Below are 26265 nucleotides of genomic sequence, written 5' to 3' on the forward strand. Positions count from 1 at the left end.
ATTAGTTGATATATTAATTGAAACTGCACGCAGGTGAATTACTATGGGTAATGAAGGTAAGCAGCTTTCACCAGAGGGTCAGGAAAATGCTACGCCTGAAGAAAGATTATTAATAAGACTGAATGAACTACAAAAAAAAGTCCATTTTAAAGGTCATCATTTGTCTGAAAAAGTACTTATCTTTTTATTATTGAAAAAATTCCCTATCTTTTCTAATTTTTTGCATAGCGTTGATGGCGCCGGTAATGCATTAAGTAAATTGGCTATTGTGCGCAATGTCGGTCAGAACGCCCAAGCAATCAGTCGAGGCTTTCAATGGGCTAATTTTGGGCTGGCTTTGGTTGATTTTTTTCGTATTCCCTTTATTTACCTCGCGGCATTGTTTATTGGTCAAAAGCCACCAATAACATTATCTAAAAATGCTCGATGGCTATATTCTACCGTATTATTGATTTTAACGGCTGTAGCGATATTTGTGCCTGTGGCTGCGCCTGCAATTGCTTTTGTCACTGCCGTTCTTAGTTTTGCTGTTAGCGTGTTTTTGCTAACCAAACATTTATGGGAGCGACATCGACTCAAAGAGACTTTAAAAAAATGCGCTGGAGAAATTATTATTGCAGAAGAAAAACTGAATAAAATTCAGGATTTAGCGCAAGCTCTGCAAGAAAAAATAGAATTAAATAAAGACAAGATGCCGCTAGAAGTAATCGAACAAGAAGTGAAGCAATTAGAAGATTTATTTAGCGACCAAAAGGAAATAGTTCAGAAATTATATAATAAACAAACTCACCTCGAGCAAAAGCTTGCGAAAATGAACTTTGCAAGTATTCTTGATAGAGGCCTTGCAATTGGGTTATCTGCAATGGCTATTTTTGGTTTAGCACTATCGTTAACGTTCCCTGTTTTGGGCTTAGGAATAGTAGCTGCTAGCGCTGCTTTGGGCGGTATTTATATTGTTGGTCGTTTGGCAGCTCCCCTAGTAAATCGATTAATAGATTGGATCGCTGTTAAATCAGCTAAAAACTCAATTACTCAAAGCCCAGAAAGAAATGGCCATTCACACACATTAGAATTGCAATCGACGGGGATGGCCATGTTGAAAATGCATCACGAGAGCGTGGTTGGGCCAAGTGAGCAATCACTCAGTTCTCTGGAGCAAAAATTTCAATTTCTTTTGCAGCATAATAATTTAAAAGAAGCGATGCGTTTGTTAAAAGAATTTGCTCTCTACGCTCGACAGAACCAGTGGTCTGTAGAAGAAGTACGAAATTTTTTAGAGCAGGAAAACATCAGTCCAAGTTTAAAGATTTTAGATCAAGCAGTTGCGCAAGTGCCAATGAGCGGTCGAGCAAGAGAAGAACTATTAGATTATGCTCCTTTGGTTATGGCATTTCAGGAACAAGGAATTAATTTAACGATAATCGCCATAAAACCTGCGACGACAGTATCTTCGCATCACTCACCCGCTCTATTTCATGAGGAGGAACGTGAAAAGCATGTTCGCCTAAAAGAGAAACAGAATGATGAGATTAATCTCTCTTCCTCTACTTAGTTGTCATTGCATTTCTTGATAAAGTATTATAGCGTTTGATTTTATCCCCCTAAAAATAAAGGAAAAGATGCTCGCATTATTTCGTGCTCAACCTCGAGCTTTCCATATGATTTTTATGTTAGAAATCTGGGAGCGTTTTGGTTTTTATACGGTACAAGGCATTTTAACTTTATACTTTATTCGATTTCTGGGGTTTGATGATACGGCTGCGTATTACACATTTGGGGCTTTTTCTGCACTGGTTTATGGCATGGTGTCATTGGGGGGATACCTCGGAGATAATGTTCTTGGCACCAAACGTACCATCGTTTTAGGGCTTATAACGCTAGCGCTAGGTTATTTTTCTTTGGCTATCACTGACAAAGACCATGTATTTTTGGCACTGGGTTTAGTTTGTGTCGGCAATGGTTTGTTCAAGGCAAATCCGTCAAGTTTATTAGCAAAATGCTATGAAGAAAATGATCCGCGTTTGCATGGTGGTTTTACGCTTTATTATATGGCCATTAATCTTGGCTCAACAGTAGCTTTATTTGTCGGTCCCGCACTTTCAAGTAGCTATGGGTATCCTTATGCCTATTTTCTTAGTTTTATTGGACTCTTATTAGGGTTGGCCAACTATTGGTTTCAACGTCAACATGTCGCAAATATAAATACAGTGTCTGACAGAAAAGTTATCAGGTTATGGCAATGGATTTTGGTGATTGCTGGTATTGTAATAGTAACGATGATTTCCGCTTACCTACTGCAGCACGTTATGCTTGCCAAAAATCTCGTATGGGTCATTACCTTGTTTGTAGTAATTGTTTATTTTTTTTATATGTATAAAGAAAATAAAGCCTCTTTTATGCGGATGTTGGTCGCTTTCATCCTAATGCTTGAAGCGATAGTTTTTTTTACTCTCTATCAACAGATGCCAACTTCTTTGAATTTATTTGCCGTGAATAATGTTATTCCCTCTTTGTTCGGCATTCATATTGATCCACAAAGTTTCCAGGCATTAAACCCAATTTGGATTATCACGATGAGTCCCGTGCTTGCTTTGTTCTACAGTAAGTTACACCTGCGTGGCGTTTCCTTTCCTATTCCCTATAAATTTGCTGTGGGTATGCTATGTTGTGGCCTCAGCTTTTCGCTACTCTTTTTCTCCAGGTATTTGCACAATGGCTCAGGAATGGTGTCATCGTGGTGGCTAGTGACGAGTTATTTCTTTCAAAGCATGGGAGAGTTATTAGTATCCGCTCTTGGCGTGGCGATGGTTGCCGAGTTAGTACCTGAAAGAATTGCTGGTTTTGTGATGGGAATGTGGTTTCTAACCTCTGCGATCGCGGGTTTTATTGGTGCCTCTGTGGCCTCTTATACTGCCTTGCCTAAAAATGTGGCACCAGGCATTGAATCCTTGACAATCTATACGAATGTTTTTGCTTGTATCGGATTGGTGACCTTAGCCATTGGCGTGTTAATGTGGATAACCTCTTCCCATTTAAGCCGTTACATTAAGAAAATAAATTCCTAATCAGCAATTCATGCAATAATCTACTCTGGCAAAATGCTATGCGGATTCACCATGAAAGTACAGATTATTGGCATTAGCGGTATTTCAGGCGCAGGGAAAACTACATTAACTAAAGCATTGGCAAAAATTTTAAAAGGAACACGTCTGCATTGGGATGAATTTGATTCCTTGGGAACGGGACCTGAAGATTATAGGGCGTGGTATGACCGCGGCCAAAATTATACTGAATGGAATTATGAATCGCTTGCTAAAATATTACAAACATTAAAAGAAAATAACGTTATTAATCATCCCGCATTAGGAAAAATGCTACTGCCAACCCCTTATATTATTTTTGATGCTCCACTAGGTCGTTTACATCAACAAACAGGTATTTTTATTGATGTTTGTATTCACATAACACTCCCATTAGATGTTTCTTTGGGAAGACGAATAATTCGTGATTTTAAAGCACCGGATAAATCCAAAGAAGAGTTGCTTGAGGAACTAGATTTTTATCTTAAGCATTCAAGGAAGTTATTTTTTGATGAAGAGTTACAAAAAAATGCGGATTTAATTATTGATGGCTTACTGGATACAGCCACTCAGATGAAACATTGTGTCGATTATTTAGAGAATAAATTCCATAATGGTGAACGATAAGCTATTCCAAAATTAATTTTATTATCGACATGGATAAGCTTAACTTACTGAAAGGTCAGGATTTTAATTAACTTTAACGCGTTTTATAAGGAAGGGCTGCTGTACATTGCACTTCAACAAGTAATCCTGGCATGGCTAATTTTGAAATGCCGATTGAAGCACTCGTGAATGATATAACGGGCATCATTTGTGCTCGAGTTGCGAAAAAGTCCGGGCCATTTTTTTCGATATCCACAATAAAACACGTCATTGCTAAAATATCTGCTAAAGTGGCTCCAGCTGCTTGTAATACAATTTGTATATTTTCAAAAGTTTTAACACTTTGCTCTTTTATTCCCGGGCCAACTAAGTTACCTTTAGCATCTATTCCTGCTTGTCCTGTGACATAAATGACGCCGTTGTAACTAACACAATTAGTAAAACCTAAATAATCATAATTATAAACATCATCTACTGGCACTAGCTTTTTTTCCATGGCGAGCTCATTTGTATAGAGATACCAAAAATTATAGTAATGGATTATTACTGCTGCAATTTATTAAAAAATTGGCTTGGCAAAATTTTTTTATTATCAATTGCCTGTGAAAAAAAAAGCAATTCTTGGAGTAGACTTAATATTTGGTTAATAAATTAACAGTATGATAGAGAGCATATGCCCAATTGTTGGTAAAGGGATGGGCTAGTGATCCAGTCTTTGTGGGGTGAATGAAACAATGGCAATGAAACTGAGTACAGCAAGCCAAGATTTAATTTCCCAACTATGTAAGAAAAATCCTAATCTTGCATCGACATTCCAACATACAGGTGAAATAGAGCGCCCCACGTTATTGGAGTGGTTTGAAAAAACTCCAATGTCTAGTGACGATGACGAGATCTTTTTAATGGCGTCTCTTCACGCATCCCTTTTAAAAGACTTTTATGATTCCATAAAAAAACCCTCTATGCAGGTAAAGGAAAAAAAGAAGCCTGTTAATTGGTATTCAAAAATCAAATACGCAGTATTAGCCATTGCTGGAACAATTTATTTTGGCTGTGAAGGGTTTGATGGCATTACGGCAATTATGGGCATTTTTTCGTCCATTCCTACATTGGCTATTTTTGCAGCAGGTACATTATTTTCAATTCTTTCTGTCATTGTATTTTATAGCTTTGATTTGGTTGAAATTTCAAAAAATTTAGGTGTTAAATCGTCCGATGCGCCGCAATTACTGGACGTCTTACTTGATGAGTTTAAGCAAATTAAAGTCTTAAGATTAGAATTGGCAAAAGCCTCTAATAAAACACAAGAGCAGTTGCAATCAGATTTAGCGATTGCAAATATGTTATTAAAAAGACATCAGGAATTAGATGAGGCTCGAAAAAAGCTGAAGGAAGCATTATCAAATCCGAAGTTAAAGATGGCAAAAATACTTACGGCTGCGGTAGCGGGGATTATTTTCTTTAGTGGCGGTTTCTTTGCCGGCCAAACAGTAGCTATGGCTGTTGCTGGTTTATTTATGGCTTCAGTGGCTGCGACATTTTGGCCAATTGTGCTTGCAAGTATTGTCGTTGGTTTAGCGGCATTTAGTGTTTATTGGTTTGTCGAGCGTCCAGGTATTGAAAATCTTATTAGCCGTTGGAAGGGATTAGATAAAGAAAAGATTGATGCCTTATGTAAATCAAGAGTTGTCGATCGAGAAACAGAAAAACTACAAGGTTTAATTGATAATCTTAACGAGAAGGTCGATTTACATAGCAGACATGCAACTTCTGATTTACAGGTTAGCCAGTTAACAGAAGAGGTATCGCGCTTACGTTCTCAATTAGAGGATGCAATTAAAGAGAAACAATCGCTGGAAACGGCAATGAATGATGAGTTTGCTTTCAGTAAAACCCCTGTTTCATCAGAGGTCCCTCCACAATATTATCAATCCGGTGGCCCTACTATGTTTGCGATAAGAAAAACTAAATCTACGGGGGACCTGGTTTCTTATGAGCATTCTCTTGGTACGTCAGAAATTACTCAGTAATTTGATGATGCTATAAAGCAAAAATAGGTCTGGAAAGTTAAATTCCAAGGACATTAATTATTTATTAGGCTAGAAGGAGAACTATCACCATGGCATCTAATCTACATGAAGTACGAAGACAACAAATAAAATTGAAAGCAGTATTACTTGTAAAGAATATTTTTGAGCAATTACTACCCTTGATAAATTGTCATGAAAATTACAGAGTTAGCATGACTGGTACTCATTTGATTTTACGCGAAAGTAGCCAAACACCACCGCCTGAACGACGAAAAGAGAGAGTTGATGCGTTGTTTTCTTTATTCCAAGAAAAGGGAATATTTACTTTTGACGAGGAAGCAATCGCAATAAACGTACCAGATCGCGAAGCTACTATAGTACCCTGTAAAGTTATATCAAAGATAAATCTTCAAAAACTTTTCGTATTTCTAGGGGGCGCTACTGTAGAGAAGCCTGACCATGTTGAAGAAAAAACTTGGCTTGTAATGCCCAAAGAAATAAAACTAAGGTGGCATCGATTCAGTGAACCGATGCAAGAACATATTGTTAAATGCATGTCTGAGAATTTAGAAGAGCGTTTTAAGTTGCTCGTGACGACGGAGGTCTACGGCAAATCTGTACGTTCGCCTATTAGTTTTGAGGTCCCCAAAATCCCAGTCCGTTTACCTAATACCAATCTTCCGAACGGTGCGTCTAATGAACTTTATGATTTAATGGAGATTTTAAACATTAAGCAACGTCACCCAACTAATGAGGCTTTGCGACGTGATCCCGTTACGCGCAACTATTTTAGCTTAGCTGAAGTTATACCAGATAATGAAGCCTTAGGAAAAATTGCTCAACAAGTTCCTAGGCATTTATAATAGTATTTGTTACGTAATTGAGGAACAAGGGATGAATTATCTACATACCATGGTTAGGATTTCTAATTTAGAGGACTCACTTAATTTTTATTGTAATAAACTCGGTTTGATTGAAGTAAAACGCACGGAGCATGAGCAAGGGCGTTTTACGTTGATATTTTTAGCAACATCTCGGGATTTAGAAGAAAAAGGAGCTATGAGCGCCCCCATGCTTGAATTAACCTATAATTGGGATGTAGAAGCCTACACCGAGGGACGTAATTTTGGTCATTTGGCTTTTGCTGTGGATAATATTTATGATACCTGTCAGCGTTTACAAGAGGCTGGGGTAATAATAAATCGCCCTCCGCGCGACGGTAAAATGGCTTTTATACGTTCGCCAGACAATATTTCTATTGAACTCCTGCAAAAAGGACAACCATTAGCCAAGCAAGAGCCTTGGACTTCAGCACCAAATATTGGGCATTGGTAAGAAAGTTTAACTTTTGTGCCTTTAGCGTGTCCTCAATTATTCCTGGCTGCAAATTGAAAATTTATTTTTCATAAAAGCAATGAGGACACGCTTTAATGAACTCACTTTACTGCGAGTATTTTTCTCTTAGGAAAAGTGCGGCTTTTACCATATTTTGGATAGCGGGTTTTACCTCAGCCCAATTTCTAGTTTTAAGTCCACAATCAGGATTTACCCAAAGTCGTTCTTTAGGAATTAACGAAGCGGCATTTTCCATAAGTTGAATGATTTCGTCTTCATGAGGAACACGAGGGGAATGGACATCATACACTCCTGGTCCAATCCCGTTAGGGTAACAAAAATCCTGGAAGGCGGTTAAAAGCTCCATGTTTGAGCGTGATGTTTCAATCGAAATGACATCGGAATCCATGGCGGCAATTGCATCAATAATGTCATTAAATTCTGAATAGCACATATGGGTATGGATTTGGGTGTGATCAGCGACATCACAAGAAACTAATTTGAAGCAAAAAATGGCCTCCTGCAGATAGCTATCCCATTGCTGTCTAAGCAATGGTAATCCCTCTCTAAATGCTGGCTCATCAATTTGAATAATTTGAATTCCTGCTTTTTCTAAATCACAAACTTCATCATGCAAGGCAAGGGCAATTTGACGGGCAGTAATATAAAACGGCTGGTCTTCGCGTATGAAAGACCACATGGTCATCGTGACAGGACCAGTTAACATGCCCTTTACAGGCTTATCGGTAAGCGATTGTGCATAACGAATCCAATCAACCGTCATCGGATGGGGGCGTGATACATCACCAAAAATGATAGGGGGTTTGACACAACGTGAACCATAACTTTGAACCCAACCATTTTGGGTGAAAGCAAAACCCTCTAATTGTTCACCAAAATACTCAACCATATCGTTACGTTCAGATTCTCCATGGACTAAAACGTCCAAACCTAACTTCTCCTGAATTTCAATACATTCACGAATTTTGTCTTTCACTTGCGCCATATAATCTGAAGATGATAATGCTCCTGCCTTTTGATCACGTCGTAAACGGCGTATTTCTGCTGTTTGAGGAAAAGAACCGATAGTTGTTGTCGGGAAAAGTGGCAGTTTGATATTTTTCTGTTGAATTTGTTGGCGCACTGAAAAAGGAGTTCTTTGCACATTAAGTTGATTAATTTTCTCCAGGCGAGCTTGAACTTGTTTGTTATGTATTTTTGTAGATAGCTGCTTCTTTTCAAAAACAGTTTTGTTCTCCTTTAAAATGGAGGAAAACGCCTGCTCCCCTTGTTCTAGAATGTTACCTAAAATGACGAGTTCAGCAGTTTTTTGCTTGGCAAAAGCAAGCCATTCTTTTAATTCATTATCTAGTTTTTTCTCTATTTCCAAATCAACCGGTGAATGAAGAAAGGAGCATGATCCTCCTATCCACAATCTGTCCCCTAATTTTTCATGCAATGGTTTTAATAGAGTCAGGGCATGATTAATATTGGTTTTCCAAATGTTTCGTCCATTGACGATACCAACTGATAAAACTCGGTCCTCAGGCAGCGCTTTAATAACCTCAGAGAGTTGTGAAGGCGAACGTACGCAATCAATATGTAAACCATTAACTGGTAAATGACAGCTAAGTAAAAGGTTAGATCCTAAGCCACCGAAATACGTTGTTACCATTAATTTCAGTGATTTTTGCTGTAAATTTGCGTAACTGTCCTTAAATGCTTGCTGCCAGGAGGGAGGCAAATCGAGAACCAAAATAGGTTCATCAATCTGTACCCAATTAATATGTAATGCTGCCAATTTAGCTAATAGTTTTTGGTAAACTACAAGGAACTTAGGCAATAAGGAGAGCTTATCGCCAGGCTCTGACAACTTGCTAAGCCATAAATACGTTAGCGGTCCTATTAGAACGGGTTTTACTTGATAATTTAAAGCTTGCGCTTCGCGGATTTCATCAAAGAGTTTTGAACTTTTTAGAGAAAATTCTTGTTCTGGGTGTAGTTCGGGTACGATATAATGATAATTGGTGTCGAACCACTTTGTCATTTCGCAAGCTAGAATTTCTTCACCATCGTAGCCTTTCCCACGTGCCATTTTAAAATAAGTTGTTAATTCTGTATCATTCTCAGCTTGAAAGCGCTCAGGGATTACACCAAGCATCATTGACAGATCAAGAACATGGTCATACCAGGAAAAATCACCGACAGGTAGGAGTCTTAAACCAGTTTGGTGCTGAATAGACCAATTTTGCTGACGAATTTTACGACCTTCCTCTTTTAATTCGGCTTCTCCAATTTCGCCGCGCCAAAAAGATTCTACGGAAAATTTGGTTTCACGATGAGCGCCTATACGAGGAAAGCCCAAGCTATGAACAGTGATCATGCCCTATCCCTGACAAATTTATTTACTAAGAAGAGCTAGCATATAAAATTTCCATTGTCAAAATAGTCATAGTAATTAATTTTAAAAAAATGCTATTAAATTAAGAAGTTTAAGTGAAGACGCTTTTTTAAATTTTTTCATAATAGACCCCGGAATCTTTCAAACATCGCCTCTATTTTAGTATGAGGGGCTGAGAGTTATAAAAACTACGCTTTATTGACAGAAAATGAATCATGTACTAATGATTTTTTATCTACTTATTGGACGCAAAGTATTAACAATAAATTGGATTTCGTTAATATGAAAATTGAAAGAAAGACATTAAAAGAGAAAATTGTTGATAACTCCAGCCCCGTTATTTTTTATGAGCTTCTACCGCCGCCTAATGGAAAACCTATTGCTGTTGATGCCTATATTGAATGTGCAATTGATTTACTAAGCCACTTACCAATTACGATCGATGCAGTAAATATTCCTGAAATCCATTCTGATGAAAAAGGGGACGGGAATCAAAGGAAAAATGTCCCTAAAATTGATCCGGTTGCATTTGCGAAAATTATTCGAGAAAAGACGGAAAAAAAATTCAATGTGGTTTTAAACCATTCTACTGTTTATCATCCATTGACAGAAGAAATCGATTGGATTAACGCCGCATCTCATAGTCATGGTAGTCCCACAATTATATTGGTAGGTGGTAGTTCAAGTAAAATTAACTACCCTGGTCCATCGGTTTTGGAGATGGCAAATTACATTCAAGAACACTGTAAAAATAAGGATATTTTTTGCGGTGGAATTACTATTCAATCGAGACGCTCTAGTGAGGCGACCCAAGATGAACCTTTTCGAATTTATAAAAAATCTTTAGCTGGAATGAACTTTTTTACGACGCAAATTATTTATGATGCCATGAGTATTAAATTACTGCTTAGGGATTATGATTTATTTTGTAAAAAACATGACATTGAGCCAAAAAGAATTTTTTTAAGTTTTGCACCGATTTCAACTAGAAAAGATCTGGATTTTTTACGCTGGCTTGGTGTGCAAATTTCCAAGGAAACGGAAAGAGAGCTTTTCAAAACATCCCTGGGTATTGGTTGGCGTTCGATGAAAGTTGCCGCACTTCTTTTGCATGAAATTTTACATTTCATTCGAGAAAAAAATATAGTTGTCCCTCTTGGCCTGAATATTGAGCATATTACTTGTCATAATTTTGAACTTTCTTTGGGATTTATCAAGCAACTTGGCCAACAGTACAATAATTATCAATGTGATGAATCATTGAGCTTTTCCAATACTTCTTGGCCGCAATTGCTGTAACTAGGCTAGAGATGGTTGTGTCAATAAATGACGAATACCCTGACTGATATCCGCGAAATTTAAGGGTAAATAAACAAGCAATGAATTCCCGCTAGCATAATCAGGGTTTAAAGACAGGTAGTAGGAAACTAAAGGTGTTTTTTCTTCTGTTGTGGCGTGAAGATTTCGCAGTGCCATTTGTTCGCCAATTATCATTGGATGCGATGTGCGCGAACTCCATCCATTATGTTTCTTTAAATTTTCGACTAATTTTAAAATTCGTAAAGGTATTGCTTGACCTTCTTTAGGATAAAGGGTGGTGCTTAAGTTTGCCAAAAATTGATAGCGTGCAGGTGTATCTGCATTAGCAAAAAAAAATATTTCACGCATTGGGTTCGCTAGTTTGTATTTTATTGCTCTGGTTAAACCAAATCTGGCTGCATCGAAACTTAAATCGGCTTTTTGATCATGATAGGTTCCACCTGAATAGATAGTTACAGGCTGGTTATCCAATTGCAGATGTTGGCAAGAAATGCGTGTAAAACCAATGATTTTATGAGCGTTATCATAAAAAACAGCAATTTCCCCGGTTTTATTAATACCTAAAATTTCTTGAGAAAAATTAAAATGATTATGAAACTTGTAATGTTGGGCTGCAAATTGCGTTAACGCTTGAATGTACTGCGCGGATAAAGTTTCCGTAGCTAGTACGTCGGTATGTACAGCAATAGAGTGGCTCATTTCTCTCCCTAGAAAAGAAAAGCAGCAGCTAAGCTAAAGATTATATTAGAAAAAATCAAATTTTTAAAATTGATTTAACAAAGGGAACCGTAATCTTACGTTGCGCTGCCAAGGAAGCTTCATCTAATTGGTTGAGGATGACATGTAAATCATGCATATTGCGTGCACAACGACTTATCAAAAATTGGCCAACACTAAGGGGCAATTCAAAACCACGTTTTCTGGCATGTTGCTGTAAAGTTTGAATTTTTAATTCATCGCTTAATTCATTTAATTGCATCACTAGGCCCCAACCTAATCGTGAATGTAAATCAGCTAGATTTATCTTGGTCGCAGTAAGTGGTTGTCTACTACTGATGATTAAGAGAGTTTCTTCATTGTCGCGAACTTTATTATAGAGATGAAATAATGCTTCTTCCCACGCGGCATTTCCCGCAATCAAATCAATATCATCAATGGCAATTAAGGTATGTGCTTCGACCCCATCAATGCTTTCTGGTCCCCATTCTTTCAGAATTTGTAGTGGCAGGTAAATGGTGGCTTTCTGTATGCTTAAAGCTTGGCAACAAGCTTGTAATAGATGAGATTTTCCACTACCGCTATTGCCCCAGATAGTGAGTAGGCGCTCGCCAGAGCCTGCCAAGCTTTTTGAAATTTGTTCCTGCAATAACTGATTACTACCCCAACAGAAATCGGCCAGAGTTGCTTCATCGTTTAGTTGGATTGCTAAAGCGAGTTGCCGGTTCATTTATCGATGGGATTCCGTGAGTAAGCTTTTTTGCCCCAAGTCCAGACATAATCGCAGTAGCTTGCAGCGGTCGTGATCGCTGTGCAAAAAATAAGAATATCGATTAAATTGGGAGCGAATGTAAAAAAAGCGAGCTCAAAAAGACAAAGAGTTACCAAGATAAGCTGTAAGCTGGTATTAATTTTACTGAGCATGGTTGGCTCAAAGTCGAGGCGGCGCTGAATAAACCAAAACCACGCTAAAACACCAAAGGAAATGGTTAAGTCGCGCAGAAATACCAAAATCACTAACCACCAGGGCAGCGAGCCAATGAGTGCTAAAGAAATAAAGCTGGAAGCGACTAATAATTTATCCGCCAATGGATCGATAAAAGATCCTATAGGACTTTGCCAATGAAAACATCTTGCAAGCCAACCATCAAAACCATCGGTTAGACCTGCAATCAAGAATATATAAAACGCCCTTGCATATTCCTTATCATAAAGAAAGACCAGAAAAGGCACTATCAATATGAAGCGGAATAAGGTAAGCGCATTAGGTATATATTTTAGAAATGGTAATTTAAACATACCCTCTTCTGACTTAAACTTTTGCGTTTATGCCATTGCTTGGATTGTTGACATTTGTGCTACATCCAGAAATAAGGATTCTCTGGGACCGTATAAAGCACGGGCGATGAAATTTTAACTTAAATGATCAACAAGCCCTATGCAAGGCAATGATGTTGTCAAGTTTATACAATACTTGCGCTACTGTCACGTTGTTGTGCTTCCACAAATAATGCAAAACCGACAATTTATTAAAATTTTAAAGAAAATATTAGGTTGCTTAGCGCTGAATGAAGGTAAGCAACCCTGAAATAGTATAAGTCTAACAGTCTGCAATGTAGCTATTATTTACAACATTCACTTAAGGGATTGATAACCGAACTAGAGAGATAGCCAGTACTATCTTTATGAAGACGCATTGAGAGTAAAGCTTTATGCTGCCAAGGCTTAGAAAGAAGTTGCCTTTGATAAAAATCAAACAGTGACGGTTCTATGTCGGGAGCAATTTTTGCCAAAGCTTGCTGGATCACAGTGTAGACAAGTTGCCAGAGAGTTTTTTCTGTAAAATGGTAATGAGAATTAATAATTGTAATCCAATAGGCCAAATTACTTTGTAGATTGCTATGTACAAACTTATTAACTAGTCCATCTAAACTATTGGCAATGATTGTTGAATCGAGATGAAAATCAGGCTTTAAGGTCTGCTCATAAAATCGATGCATGCTAATACTGGCATTATCTAAATTGCGTATAACCAGTGCACTTGGCTGGTTGTTGGTAAAGGCAATTAGGGTATTTTGCTGATCGGCTTCAAAAGCAAATCCATAACGCAATAACAGATGTAATTGGCCAAAAAGCAAGCATTGGCAATAATTCCGGAAAAAATCTCTCGGTGCTAAGCCACTAACCTCAATGATTTCAATGAGTAACGGTTTATTGGATAAGGGAGATTGGGCAAAAAGAGCGCCTAAAGGGACAAGTCGCTGTTCGGAATTAAGTTGAGATAAAGGATTCTCTTGTAAAATGATTGAAAGCCGTTTAGGGACAGTGGCAGATGCCGCGTTATTATTATTTCTTATGCCAGCTAAATCTGCCGCAATAAAAAGCTGCTGTTGGTAATATTCATGTCTTTCAAGCAAGCGATTAAGCCACAGGGACAAAAGGAGACCATTGTCTATGGATGCAGGAGATGGTGTTTGTAATGCCGAGATTGCCTGAATAGACGTAGCCATTTTGAGATGACAGCTGCCATTCTTTAAAGGCATCATGGTATGAAAAGACATTGATGGCTTCGCAATTTGATGATGGGGTAGCAAAATTAAGTCTTTATCGTCAATAAGTTGCGTAAAGTGATTTTGTATTTGATTGCGCCACTGCCAAGGATGCAAGGGAAGAGGGTAATATTGTTGTGGGTCATAATGTTTAAAGATCAATTGGTTTTGCCAAAGTTGATATTCCCGGGAAAATTGCTTGGCCAGTAATTCGCGATAACTGTTCTTCCCCTCAGAAATGTGAGTATAACGTTGATGTAAAGCACACCAATGAAGATTTACCTGGGCATTAAATTCGGGGGAATATTGCAAAACTTCACGCCGACTAAAACCTGTTTTGGCGCGAAAATTCGGATAGTAAGGCTGGCCGATACAGCCCCATTGCTCAAGCAAATGCAGGATTTCCTGGGTATTATTTTTTTGACATAACCAGCTCCAGAAATTACTAAATCCTGTGGCTTGCTTGCGTAACTCTAATTGCCAACATTGCCGATAAGCCTGGGCCAGTGCGTCATTGGCAACCGTTTCGTCTAATTCATGCCGCAATGCTTGCCAATTAAAAAATAAAGAAGCGGGTTGTTTGAATTTAAGCTGCAGTTGCAATTGATCAAGAAAATCATGGATATGGTGACTGACAATCACGTTTTGAGACAAGCCTTCAATTCCTGCTGCAGTTTGCAAGCGCTGCAAACATTCACGGTGAGCTGTGCCAATAAAGTATTCTATGGAACGTTGTGGTAAACCAATACCAATTTCGAATAATAAAAAACGCAGTTGATGACTTAATTCATGAAAATCGCCATAGGCTAAAGCCATAATAGTCTCCTGAGTGCAATTTTTAATAACATAACTAATTGATTAAAAATATTTTTTTAAGTTATGCCTGTGAAAATAGACAGTTAGACTTATATATTGACAACCATTCAGAAATCGAATGCATAAGCTTGGCTTTTAATATAAATGATAATCATTCTCATTTGCAAGGAAATCTAATACTGGCTTAAAAAAAGATTTATTTGCGGGAAAGTGAAGTAATGCAAGCTAGGATCATAAAGATTAAAGCGGCAATTAAAACAATGGCAAAACGCATCCACAAGGCAATGAATTTGCCGATTACGACGTGATTTGTATCATGTTCATGATACAGGAGCGGCACAACATCCCCCATTTCATATTTGTGCAGATAAAATCCAATCTGACTGGTGGCAGTAACATTTTTTCCTGTCTTTGTTTTAAAGTTAACAACAGGATAGTGCAACATCGCAGCGCGATTAACATTATTTTGTGATGGCTTAATGATAAAGTTGACTATTTTTCCGTCAGTTTGTATGCTGTTATGGGTGAAACGCCAACCTTCAATTAAATAATAACCAGCAAGAAGGAAGGTGGCGACAGTAGCTAACACTAAAAAGAAGGTGAGTTGTTTCATAATCGTTAATTATGAGTAACATAGCTTAATATATAGCACAAAGGTTCAGTATGCGACAAAGACATGAAATTATAGTGGAAATGGATGAGCAGGGCTTTGCAAAACATCCAGACGAGGTATTAATCACCGAAGGAATTTGTACTTGTATTGCTTTTGTGGTTCAAGGTGTTTTCAATAAAGGATCAAGCAAAATTCCTTGTTTTGGCCTCTACCATTGGTCGGGATTTCCTGTGGGTTTTCAAGATGACCCAGTAAAGTATACGGATAAAGAGCTGGCCACCTTTTTAAGTAATTTACGTACTCTACTTAAAATAGATGAGGACAAAATAATTGATATTAAGCGTTTAGAATTCATTGGCGGAGAGCTTAGTCAATACGGCGATGAGGGGGAGTTGATTTTAAGCGGTACGCAAAAAGAAGTAGATGCCTTAAAAAAGGCATCATATCAATTTGACTATGTAAAAGCTGGTTTTGCAATTAAGAAAGAAAGTATTGTTCACAATCACTTTCTTACTAGTGAGGATCAATCACTAAAAATTACCGTCAGTCAGAATAAGATTGAGATTGATTATCAAGGTTATGAAGAAGAAATAGATAACTCTCATTCTTCCTCATTTTTTCTGTAAATAATGGCAATATTACCAATTAATTGGACCAATTCGGCTTGCAATTGCTCACAAAGATCACCTGCTATAGCTTGTCGTTCTTGTTTTTCTACACCGGAAATTTTTACTTTAATAAGTTCGTGAGCGATTAGGGCAACGTTTGTTTCTTCAACGACAGCCGAGGTCAAGCCTTTAGCTCCTAAGAGTACAACAGGCTTTAAATGATGAGCTTTAGCTTTTAATGATTGCTTAAATGCGGTGTCCATAAGAGACTATTCTTCAATTAAATGGCGAATTATTGCACGTTTTGCTGGGAAAAGGTAGTAAATTTCAGTATCATTCAGTAATTCTTTAGAGAGAATAAAGTTCTATGCCCCGTTCCAAAAGTAGTAAGCGCTGGCTACAGGAACATTTCGATGATGTTTTTGTAAAGAAAGCACAAACGGAAGGTTATCGTAGTCGAGCAGTCTATAAGCTAAAAGAAGTTGATGAAAAAGAGCATTTGCTAAAGTCTGGTATGACAGTTGTTGATTTAGGCGCTGCTCCCGGAGGCTGGACGCAATATGTGACCGAAAAATTAGGCGGTCACGGCACGATTATTGCACTTGATATTTTACCTATGGATACTCTGCCTGATGTGCATTTTATTCAAGGTGATTTCCGGGATGATGAGGTTTTCCAACAATTAATGAATATGATTCCGGAACATGGTGTAGACTTGCTTTTATCAGATATGGCCCCAAATATGAGTGGTTCGGCAGCAATTGATATTCCTCGAGCCATGTATTTAGCCGAGTTAGCTTTTGATTTTGGCGAAAAAATGTTAAAACCAGGAGGTACTTTGCTAATGAAAGTGTTTCATGGTGCTGGTTTTGATGAACTTATTAAGCAAGCGCGTGCGCAGTTTGATAAAGTAGTTATTCGTAAGCCTACCGCCTCACGTTCTCGTTCGCGAGAAACCTATTTGCTGGCGAAGGGCTATAATTTATAGTAACGTTATCGTTCGTAGAAATACGTCATAAAACGAGGTTAATGCTTTGAACGACATGGTAAAAAATTTATTTCTGTGGCTGATAATAGCAATCGTGCTGGTCTCAGTATTTAGTAATTTTGGCCCCCGCCATACGTCTGCTGAGAAAATATCTTATAGCAATTTCTTAAAAGAGGTTGATCAAGGCACAATTAGTACAGTGACCATTGAAGACAATAAAGTCATCAAAGGATTAACTAAAAATAATCACCGATTTGTTACCTATATGCCGATGCAAGACGATGCATTGCTGGGTGAATTGCTGAAAAACCAAGTTGATGTCAGCGGCCAAGAAAAGCAGCAGGAAAGTTTCTTGTTGCATCTCTTCATTAACTGGTTCCCTATGTTATTGCTGATTGGTGTTTGGGTTTTCTTCATGCGCCAGATGCAAGGTGGCGGCGGCCGGGGAGCAATGTCTTTTGGGCGCTCTCGCGCACGCTTACTTGGTGAAGATCAGGTTAAGGTTACGTTTGCTGATGTTGCTGGGGTAGACGAAGCTAAAGAAGAAGTTAAAGAGTTAGTCGATTTCTTAAGAGATCCATCCAAATTTCAGAATTTAGGTGGACGAATTCCTCGCGGTGTTTTGCTTGTTGGTCCTCCAGGAACAGGTAAAACTTTGCTTGCTAAAGCGGTTGCCGGTGAAGCTAAGGTACCATTTTTTACAATTTCCGGTTCTGATTTCGTCGAGATGTTTGTTGGGGTGGGTGCTTCTCGAGTTCGTGATATGTTTGAACAGGCAAAAAAACATGCGCCCTGTATTATTTTCATTGACGAGATTGATGCTGTAGGTAGACATCGTGGCGCTGGCTTAGGTGGCGGTCATGATGAACGCGAACAAACATTAAACCAATTGCTGGTTGAAATGGATGGTTTTGAAGGTAATGAAGGCGTTATTGTTGTATCCGCGACAAACCGGCCTGATGTTCTTGACCCTGCACTGTTAAGGCCAGGACGTTTTGACCGTCAAGTTGTCGTCCCTTTGCCTGATATCCGTGGGCGCGAACAGATTCTCAAGGTTCATTTGCAAAAAGTACCAATTGATAAAGATGTAGAAATATTACCTATTGCCCGTGGAACTCCAGGGTTTTCTGGTGCTGACTTAGCGAATTTAGTGAATGAAGCAGCACTGTTTGCTGCACGTGCTAACAAACGAAAAGTTGGCATGATTGAGCTCGATAAAGCAAAAGACAAAATTATGATGGGTGCTGAAAGACGCTCAATGGTAATGGATGAGAATGAGAAGAAATTGACAGCCTACCACGAAGCAGGACATGCAATTGTGGGGCTTTCAGTTCCTGAGCATGATCCCGTGTATAAAGTTACAATTATACCTCGTGGTCGTGCTTTAGGGGTGACGATGTTTTTACCGGAACAAGATCGCTATAGCCATAGTAAACGCCGCTTAGAAAGCCAATTGTCTAGCTTATTTGGTGGTCGTATTGCTGAGGAATTAATTTTCGGTGTTGAAAGTGTAACTACGGGGGCTTCCAACGACATAATGCGTGCTACAGAAATTGCTCGCAAAATGGTTACTGCTTGGGGCTTGTCCAATCTTGGGCCTCTCACTTTTGGTGAAGAACAGGGTGAAGTATTTCTGGGACGTACCGTTAACCAACATAAAGAGATTTCAGACAAAACAGCACAAGAAATTGATGCGGAAGTCAGAGATATTATTGATAGAAACTATCAAAGAGCAAAAGAGATTCTCTTGGCAAATATGGACAAGTTGCATCTAATGGCAGAAGGATTAATTAAATACGAAACAATAGATGCAAATCAAATCCAGGAAATTATGGCTGGACAAGAACCTTCTCCTCCAGATGATTGGGAAGCTACCAAACTCATTGATAAAGATAAAAGAGGTGATGATACCACTCCAAAAACTATCAATGGGAAGCCTGTCGATAATCCTGCGGGCGGACATTAATAGCAAATAAACTCTTGTGTTAGCAACATAGGAGTTTCTTCTATGCTCGTTATGCCTGGAGTAACTGTGATTCAATTAAAATAATGTAATCACAGTCAACTCAAAAGTAATAATTTGTGATATCTGATGAACAATAATCAATTTAAGCAATGGCTTAGGGCCTATGCTCAATCTATTCAAGAGTACTCCAAACCATTAGTTATGGGAATATTGAATATAACTCCAAACTCTTTTTCGGATGGTGGGCGATATTTTACTAGAGACAAAGCGGTAGAACATGCTTTGGAAATGGTAGCTGCCGGTGCTGATATTATTGATATTGGCGGAGAATCATCCAAACCAGGTGCAAAGCCTGTGAGTTGCGCGGAAGAATTAGCAAGAGTGATTCCAGTTATTGAAAAGTTGCGCCAGGAAAGTGAAATCTGTATTTCAATTGATACTACAAAGGCCCAGGTCATGCAGGAAGCACTTGCTGCGGGAGCTTTTATAATTAATGATATTACTGCATTAGCTACACCAGAATCTTTAGACGTTGCTGCTAAATTTGATGTGCCTGTCTGTTTAATGCACATGCAGGGTAAACCAACGACTATGCAAGAGCAGCCACAATATGTTGATGATGTTATCGATGAGTTATATTCTTTTTTCAAACAAAAAATTCAAATCTGTCTTTCTGCAGGTATTAAAACTGAAAATTTAATTCTGGATCCCGGCTTTGGATTTGGGAAATTACCGCAGCATAACTTACGCATTGTTAAACAGATAGCTGCTTTCAAAGACTTTCATCTTCCCATAATGCTTGGTGCTTCTCGTAAATCGACAGTGGGCTCAATCTTGGGAAAACCCGTGGAACAGCGGTTATTAGGGAGCTTGGCTATTGCAATTTTTGCAGCTTTACAAGGAGTGGCTATTTTAAGAACTCATGATGTTGACGAAACACAACAAGTCTTAATAATGTTAGAAGCAATTACTAACGAATCATTGCCAAAACCATTTAATTGTTTCTAAAATTCACACGACTCCGCAATTGTGCAGGTTGTGCGAAATAGGCATTAGGCCATTTTTCGACCAGGTATTTGACCTATATAAGAAGGCTTAAAAATTATAAAGATATTGAGAAATTAAAAGAGGATATAAGGATGAATCAGCGTAAATATTTTGGTACTGACGGAATTCGTGGTCGAGTTGGTTTATCCAATATTAATCCTGAGTTCATCTTAAAGTTAGGGTGGGCTCTAGGCCGGGTAATTACTAATAGCAGGCATGGGAAAGTAATTATTGGTAAAGATACTCGAGTTTCTGGTTATATGCTTGAGTCTGCTCTTGAAGCGGGATTATCTGCTGCTGGCGTTGATGTCGGTTTATTAGGACCAATGCCCACTCCTGGAATAGCTTATCTTACGCAAACTTTACGCGCTAGCGCTGGCGTGGTGATTAGCGCTTCCCATAATTTGTTTGAGGATAATGGAATTAAATTTTTCTCTGCCGATGGCAGTAAATTTCCGGATGAACTGGAACTGGCAATAGAGGCAGAAATGGAAAAAACGCTTGAGACCGTTCCTTCAGCTAAATTGGGAAAAGCCGCACGTATTAATGACGCTCCTGGTCGTTATATTGAATTTTGTAAGTCAACCATCCCTTCGCAAACACGTTTAACTGGATTGAGAATTGTTGTCGATTGTGCTCATGGAGCGACTTACCATATTGCTCCTAATGTATTTAGCGAATTGGGGGCTGAAGTTTTAGCGATTGGTAATAAACCAAATGGTTTTAACATTAATGAAGCTTGTGGTTCAACGGCACCTGAGGCTTTGCGGCAACAGGTCCTACAAACAGGAGCGGATATAGGTATCGCATTGGACGGAGATGGTGACAGACTTATCCTTGTTGATGCTACTGGGAATATCATTGATGGCGATCAAATCCTTTATATTATTGCAAAAGACAGGCATCAAAGAAACCTGCTCCAAGGGGGTATTGTCGGCACCTTAATGAGTAATTACGGATTGGAAAAGGCTTTCAATGAAATGGGAATTCCCTTCCTTAGAACAAATGTGGGCGATCGATACGTATTAGAAGCATTAAAGAAAAAAGATTGGAAAATTGGTGGCGAATCCTCTGGCCATATCGTTTGCCTTGATAAAACAACCACTGGCGATGGTATCGTTGCTGCGTTGCAAGTATTGGCCTGTATGATAAAGCGGCAAAAAGATTTGCAACAATTAGTTGAGGGGATTCAGTTATTACCGCAAACATTAATCAATATCAAAACTGCCTATGCCAAACAACTAGCACAACATAATCGTATTTTAGAAATAGTGGCTACCCTTAGTAGTGAATGGCAAGGAGAGGGTCGTATCTTATTGCGCCCCTCTGGAACTGAACCACTATTAAGAGTAATGGTCGAGGGTCATGATAGCAATAAGGTCGCGTCTCATGCAGAGCAACTGAGCAATGAGATTCGTCATATTGAAAAGCAATACTTTTAAAACGTGTTAGCAATTTTCAACGGCAATCGCAATTAAATCGTCTCTCGCAGCATTTAATTGCATGCCTACCCCGCTAAACAATGAATCAGTTCTGTTGTCGTTTCATTTAATAATTTGCTTGTATGAGTTGGCTTAAAAAAGAAAAGCTGGCGATAGTTTTTGCCTTGATTTGCGTGAATAATAGTCAACAATGCAAGGCACAGCTGAGCTAGCCATTCGCAAATTTTAAAGAAACCACGATGGTTATGCAGTGCTTCATAACGAGGGTCATTTAGGCTGAAATTAAGATTTTTTAGCACTGGATGTGTAGGATTTTCTTCAGCCATTAGGCAACCTTGATGCAAATTACAAATTGCCTGATGCAAGAGCTCGGCTTCTCTAGGATAGTTTTTGGCTAACAATTTTTGCTGTTGATAGAGTGCCTTTAGGCGATTATTTAACGTCGGATTTTTTACTTCAGCAAGAGAGTGCGGTTCTGTTGCAAATGCTGGCTTAAGACTAGTTAAAAGTTCCCATGAACTCTTAGGATTAGGACATAAAGCTCGATAGTGAGAAAGAACAGCATCATTGGCTTGAGGATGTGCTATTTCAAAATAAATATCACGTAGTAATTGGCATGCTTGGTTATGCTGCGTTTCATTTTGCATATGGACTTGCAACGCGACAAATAATTCTTGATACCATTCTTCAAATTCTACGGTCATAGCAGGACTAATATTGCGGATACGGCGATTCCAGGCATTCAAGCTATCTTGATAAGTAATAAGTGCTTTGAACTTGGTATTTTTTTCCTGTGTATAGGATAAAGATTCCTCTTGCCTGGTTAATATTTCTTGTAAATCAGTTTCTAAAGTTGCGATTTGCCGGCTAATGCAATGTTGAGTTTGGTTTTTTTTCATATCATGGCTACTGCAATCTGGCATATTTACTTGTTTAGCCTTATTGTGCTTAAGCTCTGCTTTTATAATCCGTTTAGACTCATTCAATTCTTTTGCCAGCTTATTTAAATCAGCTAATCTATCCATGGATTGAATACATGTTTTGCAACTGTTAATTTTTTCAGTTTGCTCTTGTATGTCTTTTTGGCGTGTCAGCTCAGAGCTGCGTAGTTTGTTAAGTTCTTCTGGTGATAGTATTAAATTATCAATCTCTACGATTAACAAATGGGTTGTGCGTAATTCCAAAATCGTTCTATCAAGTTCAATTAAAGTTGGTAAAATTTGCAATGCTTCTTCAAGAACCTCATTTTTTTTATGAATAGAGTCAAGGCTATCTAGAATATCTGTCATTAAGGCAACATTATTGATATTTGTAGAGGCATACATTGGATTATGCTCTTTAAGTAATTGCAGGGCGCGCTCGTGTAATTTACAGCTGTCACTTGATACCTTGAAAGTGGTCAATTGTGGTTTAACAAAGCCTTGTGCAGAGGCCAATTGCTGATTTAAATGTATGCTCTCAGATGTCAACTGTGCTTGTTGATGCCAAAGCTGCAAATAATGGAACTCGGCCTGCAATTGCTGGCGGTCAGTTTTAAACGCAGGATTCATTCTCCACTCATACCACGCATAGGGATTAAGGGAGGAATTATGCCAATTCAATGCATTTTGCCGTTCCTCCAGGAGTTTTTGCTTATCAGTTGCTAATTGATAATCATTTTCGAGCGTTTTTCTAGTTTCTGGTGCCAGGAGACTCTGCTTGAGCTTAGTTGTCACACTAAGCAATTCAGCATTTGTCTCATCGATAAGAAGGGTTTTATTTTCTATTTCTTGCTGAACATCCAGTATAGAAATAGTATCCGCCAATTCGCGTTGTACAGTTTCTAAACCCAACCTTAATATGCCTAAATCCTCTCGTTGAATTTTTAATTTGTCATAAATTCGAGTAGCATCGGAAACATTTTCGCTAATGATAATGTTCAGCATCTTTAATTGTGCAATTAATTCTTTGCGTTTAATTAATGATTCAGACAAGCTAAGACGTGTACTGTCTAGTTCGAGAATTTTTAATTGTTCTTGAAGAATCTCTAAATACGAATCCAACGCATATCGTTGTTGACGAAGATCAGAAGGAATACCTAAGGCAATTGTCGGTTCCTGCTTCATCAAGCAAGCATGGTAGGCTTCTAACAAGTTGGGGTAACATTTATTAATTTGCCCTTGTTGCTGCAAAACCTCATCTTTTAGTTTATGTATTTGTTTCTCAATTTCGTCCAATTGTCTATCAGACTTAATTATTATGCTGTTGACTGCTGCGACCGCTTTTTGTTCACTATCTAAATGTTGCCAGTCTACAATCTGCTCGCGAACATTACGTAAACTGTACCAAATGGGGGCTAGCTGTTCGGGAGGACTGACATTATTATCAAAAAGTTCTTTATAATTATAAAAAATTAGAGCAAGTGATTCTAAATTATAGGGTTGGCTTAAGCTTGCTAATTCCTTAACTAAACTCTTAATTTTGTCCATCATCACAGCACCTCCTTGCGCGTGTAATATTGATTCTAACTAAACTAATTAGTTTGACAAGAGCCAACTAGATCGAAAATTCACCAGAAAAGGCAACTAAAAGCAGAAATATAAGTATTAGCACTAGGATTTAAATAAAGTTTACTGTATAGTCACGCACCGTAATCTGGGGGGATAAATGCGGAAAAAAATAGTTGCCGGCAACTGGAAAATGAATGGTCGTATTAGCCAGATTAAGTCACTGTTGCAGCAATTATTAGCGCTGATGGATGATTCTATTACTGCTGATTGTTTAGTAATCCCGCCAGCAATCTATATGGCTTTAGTAGAGCAACAGCTCGCCAATAGTAAAATTAAATGGGGGGCACAAAATGTGTACCCAGAGGATATGGGCGCCTTTACGGGTGAGTTATCTGGCCCCATGCTCAAAGATTACGGCTGCAAATATGTTTTAGTCGGACACTCAGAGCGCAGACGCATATTTGCTGAGAGTGAAAAATTTGTTGCAGATAAATTCCACCATGTAAAAGAACATGGTATGATACCGGTTCTTTGCGTTGGTGAAACGCTGGAAGAGCGTAAGCAAGGATTAACTGAACAAGTATTAACAAAGCAGCTGCTTGCGATTACAGAGACTAATAATCGCTGCTTTAATGGTTGCATAATCGCTTATGAGCCTGTATGGGCCATAGGGACTGGGCAAACTGCCTTGCCAGAGCAAGTGCAAGAGGTGCATTCCTCAATTAGAGCCTTAGTCGCTGAATTTAACCTTAATGATGCCAATCAGTTGTCTATACTTTACGGCGGCAGTGTCAATGAGAAAAATGCAAGCTCATTGTTTGCAATGCCAGATGTTGACGGTGGTTTGGTCGGTGGTGCATCACTGAATGCGCAACAGTTTGTGGATATTGTAAAATGTATCAATTAATTCTAATGATTCATGTGCTGGTTGCCATAGTCTTAATTGGCTTGGTATTAATTCAGCATGGTAAAGGTGCCGACATCGGCGCAGCCTTTGGTTCGGGTGCGTCTAATACTGTGTTCGGTAGCCAAGGTACAGGTAGTTTCTTGTTCAAATTAACCGGCGGTTTGGCCTTGACTTTTTTTGTCACGAGTTTGTCTCTGTCATATATGGTATCTTCGCAATACCAGAAGGCAGCACAGCAAGCCATACCTCAGCAAACCAGTGTACCAGAGAGTAAAATCCCGGTGCCGGTTGATAGCAGTAAGAGCGGAAAACAATAACTAACATGCCGAAGTGGTGGAATTGGTAGACACGCCGTCTTGAGGGGGCGGTGGCGTAAGCCGTGCCGGTTCGAGTCCGGCCTTCGGCACCATTTAATCCGAGCGATGTGAAATGATGCTATCACAATATTTACCTATACTTGTTTTTATCATAATTGCCCTTGTGATTGGTCTTGTGATGCTGGCAGCCGGTTCACTGCTTGGCAAACACAATCCTGATTCCGTCAAAAATGCGCCTTATGAATGTGGTTTTGGAGCGTTTGAAAGCTCTCATATTCCTTTTGATGTAAGATTCTACCTGGTTGCTATACTTTTTATTATATTTGATTTAGAAACTGCCTTTTTCTTTCCTTGGGCTTTAGTATTACGTAAGATTGGTTGGTTCGGTTTTTCCGCAATGATGATCTTCTTAGGCCTATTGGTAATTGGCTTTATCTACGAGTGGAAACGGGGCGCTCTTGAATGGGAGTGAGTTTCCTTTCATTTCTTAGCAGAAATGACCACAATGTTACATTAAACCCAGATATTATAGAGGCTTGCTATGGCTGTTGCTGAATTGCAGAAAACTGGCTTTGTTACAACCTCCGTAGACAAACTGCTTGGTTGGGCTCGGAGCGGTTCAATGTGGCCCATGACTTTCGGTTTGGCCTGCTGTGCTGTCGAAATGATGCACGTAGGTGCTGCTCGTTACGATTTGGACCGCTTTGGTATTATTTTTAGACCTAGTCCTCGTCAATCAGACGTTATGATTGTTGCAGGTACACTATGTAATAAAATGGCACCAGCCTTACGTCGTGTCTATGATCAGATGCCTGAACCTCGCTGGGTAATTTCTATGGGATCATGTGCTAACGGTGGTGGATACTACCATTATTCCTATTCTGTGGTGCGTGGTTGTGATCGTATTGTACCAGTTGATATCTATGTGCCAGGCTGCCCGCCCACTGCTGAAGCTCTTCTTTATGGCATTATCCAATTGCAAAATAAAATTAGACGTAAGCAGATAATTGAAGCTTAAGACCAGTACAGGTGCT

General features: G+C 38.8%; 25 protein-coding genes and 1 tRNA gene. 17 read left to right on the forward strand and 9 right to left on the reverse strand.

Translation table 11 applies throughout. The features are described from left to right. Nucleotides 1-43: 43 nt before the first annotated feature. The 3 genes from PXX05_RS14695 to PXX05_RS14705 all read left to right on the forward strand — a co-directional run bounded on the left by PXX05_RS14695 (nt 44) and on the right by PXX05_RS14705 (nt 3707). Nucleotides 44-1552: a coiled-coil domain-containing protein gene (locus tag PXX05_RS14695; protein ID WP_275088940.1), complete on the forward strand. Its 1509-nt coding sequence runs from the start codon at nt 44-46 to the stop codon at nt 1550-1552. Nucleotides 1553-1619: 67 nt separating this feature from the next. Continuing rightward, entirely contained in the window at nt 1620-3065 is a 1446-nt protein-coding gene (locus PXX05_RS14700; RefSeq protein WP_275088941.1) for an oligopeptide:H+ symporter, read from the forward strand. 51 nt (nt 3066-3116) lie between these two features. Further along, on the forward strand, nt 3117-3707 hold the full coding sequence (locus PXX05_RS14705; protein WP_275088942.1) for a nucleoside/nucleotide kinase family protein: 591 nt from the start codon (nt 3117-3119) through the stop codon (nt 3705-3707). Between the two features lie 73 nt (nt 3708-3780). Here PXX05_RS14705 and PXX05_RS14710 read toward each other — a convergent pair whose 3' ends face one another. Next, entirely contained in the window at nt 3781-4182 is a 402-nt protein-coding gene (locus tag PXX05_RS14710) for a Rid family hydrolase (RefSeq protein ID WP_275088943.1), read from the reverse strand. A 238-nt stretch (nt 4183-4420) separates the two neighbouring features. Between PXX05_RS14710 and PXX05_RS14715 the strand changes: the two genes are divergently transcribed. From PXX05_RS14715 to PXX05_RS14725, 3 genes are all read left to right on the forward strand, one after another. Then, on the forward strand, nt 4421-5716 hold the full coding sequence (locus PXX05_RS14715; RefSeq protein WP_275088944.1) for an AAA family ATPase: 1296 nt from the start codon (nt 4421-4423) through the stop codon (nt 5714-5716). Nucleotides 5717-5805: 89 nt separating this feature from the next. Further along, nucleotides 5806-6579 (forward strand): hypothetical protein, encoded by a 774-nt coding sequence (locus PXX05_RS14720; protein ID WP_275088945.1) that lies wholly within the window; start codon nt 5806-5808, stop codon nt 6577-6579. A 31-nt stretch (nt 6580-6610) separates the two neighbouring features. Continuing rightward, on the forward strand, nt 6611-7051 hold the full coding sequence (locus PXX05_RS14725) for a VOC family protein (RefSeq protein ID WP_275088946.1): 441 nt from the start codon (nt 6611-6613) through the stop codon (nt 7049-7051). 106 nt (nt 7052-7157) lie between these two features. Here PXX05_RS14725 and metE read toward each other — a convergent pair whose 3' ends face one another. Continuing rightward, nucleotides 7158-9434 (reverse strand): 5-methyltetrahydropteroyltriglutamate--homocysteine S-methyltransferase, encoded by a 2277-nt coding sequence (gene metE / locus PXX05_RS14730; protein ID WP_338034421.1) that lies wholly within the window; start codon nt 9432-9434, stop codon nt 7158-7160. Between the two features lie 300 nt (nt 9435-9734). On the opposite strand from metE, the gene PXX05_RS14735 reads away from it, so the two are divergent. Next, the gene (locus PXX05_RS14735; RefSeq protein WP_275088947.1) at nt 9735-10751 is read left to right on the forward strand and encodes a methylenetetrahydrofolate reductase; all 1017 of its coding nucleotides are present in this window, start codon (nt 9735-9737) and stop codon (nt 10749-10751) included. Here PXX05_RS14735 and PXX05_RS14740 read toward each other — a convergent pair whose 3' ends face one another. The 5 genes from PXX05_RS14740 to PXX05_RS14760 all read right to left on the reverse strand — a co-directional run bounded on the left by PXX05_RS14740 (nt 10752) and on the right by PXX05_RS14760 (nt 15467). Continuing rightward, a complete protein-coding gene (locus tag PXX05_RS14740) occupies nt 10752-11471 on the reverse strand; it encodes a hypothetical protein (protein WP_275088948.1) in 720 nt (239 codons plus the stop codon). A gap of 55 nt (nt 11472-11526) precedes the next feature. After that, nucleotides 11527-12219, reverse strand: a complete 693-nt coding sequence (gene hda, locus PXX05_RS14745) for a DnaA regulatory inactivator Hda (protein WP_275088949.1) — start codon at nt 12217-12219, stop codon at nt 11527-11529. Next, nucleotides 12216-12788, reverse strand: a complete 573-nt coding sequence (locus PXX05_RS14750) for a CDP-alcohol phosphatidyltransferase family protein (protein ID WP_275088950.1) — start codon at nt 12786-12788, stop codon at nt 12216-12218. Before PXX05_RS14750 ends, hda begins: the two co-directional genes overlap by 4 nt. Before the next feature lie 323 nt (nt 12789-13111). After that, nucleotides 13112-14854: an IucA/IucC family protein gene (locus PXX05_RS14755; RefSeq protein WP_275088951.1), complete on the reverse strand. Its 1743-nt coding sequence runs from the start codon at nt 14852-14854 to the stop codon at nt 13112-13114. Nucleotides 14855-15050: 196 nt separating this feature from the next. Beyond that, nucleotides 15051-15467, reverse strand: coding sequence for a DUF3592 domain-containing protein (locus PXX05_RS14760; RefSeq protein WP_275088952.1), 417 nt, complete (start codon nt 15465-15467; stop codon nt 15051-15053). Nucleotides 15468-15517: 50 nt separating this feature from the next. Here PXX05_RS14760 and PXX05_RS14765 point away from each other — a divergent pair, with 50 nt between their 5' ends. Then, a complete protein-coding gene (locus tag PXX05_RS14765; RefSeq protein ID WP_275088953.1) occupies nt 15518-16093 on the forward strand; it encodes a hypothetical protein in 576 nt (191 codons plus the stop codon). On the opposite strand, the gene PXX05_RS14770 is transcribed toward PXX05_RS14765, so the two are convergent. Continuing rightward, nucleotides 16069-16338, reverse strand: coding sequence for a YhbY family RNA-binding protein (locus PXX05_RS14770; protein WP_275088954.1), 270 nt, complete (start codon nt 16336-16338; stop codon nt 16069-16071). The two genes, PXX05_RS14765 and PXX05_RS14770, sit on opposite strands and share 25 nt — an antisense overlap. A gap of 104 nt (nt 16339-16442) precedes the next feature. Here PXX05_RS14770 and rlmE point away from each other — a divergent pair, with 104 nt between their 5' ends. From rlmE to glmM, 4 genes are all read left to right on the forward strand, one after another. Next, nucleotides 16443-17063 carry a 23S rRNA (uridine(2552)-2'-O)-methyltransferase RlmE gene (rlmE, locus tag PXX05_RS14775; RefSeq protein WP_275088955.1) on the forward strand — a complete coding sequence of 207 codons (621 nt, stop codon included), beginning with the start codon at nt 16443-16445 and terminating at the stop codon, nt 17061-17063. A gap of 55 nt (nt 17064-17118) precedes the next feature. Continuing rightward, nucleotides 17119-19029: an ATP-dependent zinc metalloprotease FtsH gene (gene ftsH / locus PXX05_RS14780; protein ID WP_275090534.1), complete on the forward strand. Its 1911-nt coding sequence runs from the start codon at nt 17119-17121 to the stop codon at nt 19027-19029. 126 nt (nt 19030-19155) lie between these two features. Next, complete coding sequence (gene folP, locus PXX05_RS14785) at nt 19156-20037, forward strand: dihydropteroate synthase (RefSeq protein WP_275088956.1); 882 nt, start codon at nt 19156-19158, stop codon at nt 20035-20037. A gap of 131 nt (nt 20038-20168) precedes the next feature. Continuing rightward, the gene (gene glmM, locus PXX05_RS14790) at nt 20169-21518 is read left to right on the forward strand and encodes a phosphoglucosamine mutase (RefSeq protein ID WP_275088957.1); all 1350 of its coding nucleotides are present in this window, start codon (nt 20169-20171) and stop codon (nt 21516-21518) included. Nucleotides 21519-21583: 65 nt separating this feature from the next. On the opposite strand, the gene PXX05_RS14795 is transcribed toward glmM, so the two are convergent. Then, a complete protein-coding gene (locus tag PXX05_RS14795) occupies nt 21584-23989 on the reverse strand; it encodes a hypothetical protein (RefSeq protein WP_275088958.1) in 2406 nt (801 codons plus the stop codon). A gap of 175 nt (nt 23990-24164) precedes the next feature. Here PXX05_RS14795 and tpiA point away from each other — a divergent pair, with 175 nt between their 5' ends. The 5 genes from tpiA (at nt 24165) to PXX05_RS14820 (ending at nt 26249) form a co-directional block, all read left to right on the forward strand. Then, complete coding sequence (gene tpiA, locus PXX05_RS14800; protein WP_275088959.1) at nt 24165-24914, forward strand: triose-phosphate isomerase; 750 nt, start codon at nt 24165-24167, stop codon at nt 24912-24914. Continuing rightward, nucleotides 24902-25231, forward strand: a complete 330-nt coding sequence (secG, locus tag PXX05_RS14805; protein ID WP_275088960.1) for a preprotein translocase subunit SecG — start codon at nt 24902-24904, stop codon at nt 25229-25231. The genes tpiA and secG overlap by 13 nt, the downstream gene beginning before the upstream one ends. Nucleotides 25232-25238: 7 nt before the next feature. Further along, a tRNA-Leu gene (locus tag PXX05_RS14810) sits at nt 25239-25323 on the forward strand. Nucleotides 25324-25346: 23 nt separating this feature from the next. Next, nucleotides 25347-25703, forward strand: coding sequence for an NADH-quinone oxidoreductase subunit A (locus PXX05_RS14815; RefSeq protein WP_275090535.1), 357 nt, complete (start codon nt 25347-25349; stop codon nt 25701-25703). A gap of 69 nt (nt 25704-25772) precedes the next feature. Next, nucleotides 25773-26249, forward strand: coding sequence for a NuoB/complex I 20 kDa subunit family protein (locus PXX05_RS14820; protein WP_275088961.1), 477 nt, complete (start codon nt 25773-25775; stop codon nt 26247-26249). The last annotated feature ends 16 nt before the right edge of the window (nt 26250-26265 follow it).

It is taken from the genome of Legionella cardiaca, from assembly GCF_029026145.1.
In the GTDB taxonomy this organism is placed as follows: domain Bacteria; phylum Pseudomonadota; class Gammaproteobacteria; order Legionellales; family Legionellaceae; genus Tatlockia; species Tatlockia cardiaca.